This is a genomic window from uncultured Flavobacterium sp. (genome assembly GCF_937967675.1).
GTDB lineage: Bacteria > Bacteroidota > Bacteroidia > Flavobacteriales > Flavobacteriaceae > Flavobacterium.
Map to the genome: position 1 here is coordinate 1 of NZ_CALBSN010000089.1, position 1,685 is coordinate 1,685.

At 37.3% G+C, this 1,685-nt stretch carries 1 protein-coding gene; it reads right to left on the bottom strand.

The window, feature by feature from the left end:
- On the bottom strand, positions 1-1,685 hold a 1,685-nt coding region (locus tag Q0075_RS06215; RefSeq protein ID WP_297868754.1), incomplete at both ends, for a thiamine pyrophosphate-dependent enzyme.

Genomic DNA, 1,685 nt, shown 5'->3' on the forward strand with positions numbered 1-1,685 from the left:
TGATTGATATCGAAAGGTAATAACGATTGAATATCAATGATTTCAGCGCTAATTCCAACTGATTCTAACTCATTTGCTGCTTGTTCTACCAAACGTAATGTAGAACCGTAAGAAACTAATGTAATATCAGTTCCAGTTTTAATCGTTTCAACTACTCCGATAGGTGTTTTGAATTCGCCTAAATTAGTTGGCATTTTCTCTTTTAAACGGTAACCGTTCAAACATTCTACAACCAATGCAGGTTCGTCTGTTTCTAATAAAGTGTTATAAAAACCAGCGGCTTTGGTCATGTTTCTTGGAACTAAAACGTGAATTCCCCTGATGGCATTGATTATCATTCCCATTGGTGAACCTGAATGCCAAACGCCTTCTAAACGGTGCCCACGAGTTCTGATGATTAACGGTGCTTTTTGGCGACCCGCTGTTCTGTATTGTAATGTTGCTAAATCATCACTCATGATTTGAATAGCGTACAATAAATAATCTAAATATTGAATTTCAGCAATTGGACGCAATCCTCGCATTGCCATTCCAATTCCTTGACCTAAAATTGTAGCTTCACGAATTCCCACATCGGCGACACGTAATTCTCCGTATTTTTCTTGCATGCCTTCTAAACCTTGGTTTACGTCACCAATATTTCCAGAATCTTCACCAAAAATCAGCGTTTCTGGATATTTTGAGAAGATAGCATCGAAGTTATCTCTTAATACTAAACGTGCATCTACATCTTCTGCAGTTGCATCGTAAGTTGGAGCTACTTCTTTGGTTTTTAAAACCGTTTTATCCGATTGCGAAAATAAGTGCGAACTGAATTTTGGTTGGATTTTCTCCGTATAGTTTTCAATCCAAGTAGCTAAAGTAGCACGAGAATTTTCTTTGATAATAATACGCAACACTTTTCGTGCAGCAACTAAAATATCTTTGCGAATTGGTTCTTTTATTGAAGCAACATCGTTAGCAATTTTCTCGATAAATACTTTATTTTCACTTTGTGAAGCGATGGTATTTAGTAAACCAACTAATTCTTGTTGTTCTGCTTTGATTGGAGCTGTAAAATTGGTCCAAGCTGCTTTTTTACCTTCTAAAACGTCTTTTTTAGCTTGGTTGTCAATTTGTTCTAATTCTTCTGAAGTAGCTATATTGTTATCGATTAACCAAGTTTTCATTTTAGCTACACAGTCAAATTCTGCTTCCCAAGCCAAACGTTCTGCATTTTTGTAGCGTTCGTGACTTCCAGAAGTTGAGTGACCTTGTGGTTGCGTTAATTCTTGTACGTGCACTAAAACAGGAACGTGTTCTTCACGCGCAATTTGCGATGCTTTTTGATACGTTTCAACTAAAGCTGGATAATCCCAACCTTTAACTCGTAAGATTTCGTAACCGTTATTTTCTTCATCACGTTGGAAACCTTTTAAGATTTCAGAGATGTTTTCTTTTGTTGTTTGATGACGCGCGTGAACTGAAATTCCGTATTCGTCATCCCAAACGCTCATTACCATTGGTACTTGTAAAACACCAGCAGCATTGATAGTTTCAAAGAATAAACCTTCAGAAGTTGAAGCATTTCCGATTGTTCCCCAAGCCACTTCGTTTCCGTTTTCGGAGAAGTTGGTTTGGTTGATACCCGAAACATTTCTGTATATTTTTGAAGCTTGAGCCAATCCTAACAAACGCGGCATTTG